Genomic DNA, 1,572 nt, shown 5'->3' with positions numbered 1-1,572 from the left:
TTTTTTCTGTGAAAAGAATAACGCACGTATGAAGGATCTCGTCTTTCTAAAGGGAGGGGATTCAGAAAAATGGCAATAGGATACCCGGGAAACGAATTTATCGATTCCATGTTTAGCTTACACTATTACAGTCAATGCTTATTAGTTTAAGGTTCTAGCAGGCATGTTCTCCAAGTAGACTTGCTTCGTTTTAAGCATTTGGTAAAGGATGACTAACATTTTCTTCGCTAGAGCAACAAGTGCTTTCTTCTTACCGCGACGTGAGGCTATCGACCAGAACTTAACAGATAATCGAGTGTTTCGAGTTTTAGATGCTGCCCAAGCAGCTTCACATAAAGCGACCTTGATGTGAGGATTGCCTTTTACAGTCCGGGTACTTTTTTTTGACCAGCGCTTTCGTGGTTTCCTGGCGCTACTCCAGCCCAAGACGTAAGATGAGCAGCTGTCGGGAATTGCTCCATGTTGTTACCCATCTCGGATAATATGCTTGCTGCAGTTGTTCTCTTGACACCAGGCATGGTTTGCATCAGATCCATTTCTTCTTTGTAGCTAGCGAGATATTGTTCGATACGCTCATCCAGCTCGCTAATGGATTCTTCATAAAATGCGATCTCATTCCAAAGGAATCGAATCATGAAAATTTGGTGCTCATCTAGCGTGCCGAAGAGCGAGTCTGCTAAAGCATGAACTTTCTTCTTAACGGTACCCTTGACTCGATCCTCAATGTCACTTGCATCAATAAACCCTTGCTCCATTAGCCGCTGAAGAAGATTTCGCCCTGACACGCCAAATACATCGCTAATGACGGTACCTAGTTTAATATTGGCGCACTCCAGGACCTTCTGGAGCCTGTTTTTCTTGGCGGTTAATCCACCAACTTGTTTCTTCCGAAGACGAGTAAGTTCGCGGAGTTCACGAAGGTCAGCCGGAGGGACGAAGCTAGGCTCAACCAAGCCATGACGAAGCAACTTGGCAATCCATTCGGCGTCAGAGACATCGGTTTTACGTCCAGGAACATTCTTAATTCGTTGTGCATTTGCAAGTGTAATGTCGAAGTAGCCTTCTAATACATTGTAAACGGGTCGCCAATAAATACCTGTGCTTTCCATGGCGATATGGGTGATTTCTTTTGACTCGAGCCATTGTAAGAGTTCAAATAAACTCTTCGTCATGGTTGAGAACGTACGTGTTTCGATTTCGGGTGATTCACCGGCAGCACCAGCAATGGCACAAACCACAATCGTCTCTTGGTGAACATCCATACCGGCACAATGAGTAATTAGTGTTTCCATTAGATTTGCTCCTCGTAAGAAGATACGTAATTGGTGAATCCGAAGGAAATTAAACCATTTTTCTGTACGTGGTCAATCCTTCCTCAGAAAGAAGCCAACATGGGGCTGTACACGCTTCGGATCCTCACAGTTTTGTTTGCAGGGTCGTACCACCATAAAAAGCTGCGTATTTATTCCAATTACGTTCCTTACCAGTATGGAAAAGCAAAAGAACCGCTAACCTCAACATGATTAACTTTTCATGTGGGGGCTGCGGTTCTAAAACCATGGAGGTTTTGTT

1 pseudogene is annotated in these 1,572 nt (G+C 44.1%); it reads right to left on the bottom strand.

Annotated elements, in window-relative coordinates:
- Positions 1-141: 141 nt before the first annotated feature.
- Positions 142-1,292, bottom strand: a pseudogene (locus GOM71_RS23610) (IS110 family RNA-guided transposase).
- Positions 1,293-1,572: the final 280 nt, after the last annotated feature.

This window comes from Paenibacillus sp. NEAU-GSW1 (genome assembly GCF_009737085.1).
Classification (GTDB): Bacteria; Bacillota; Bacilli; order Paenibacillales; family Paenibacillaceae; genus Pristimantibacillus.
The sequence above is the reverse complement of the archived record's forward strand: the minus strand, read 5'-3'. Positions and strand labels throughout refer to the sequence as shown.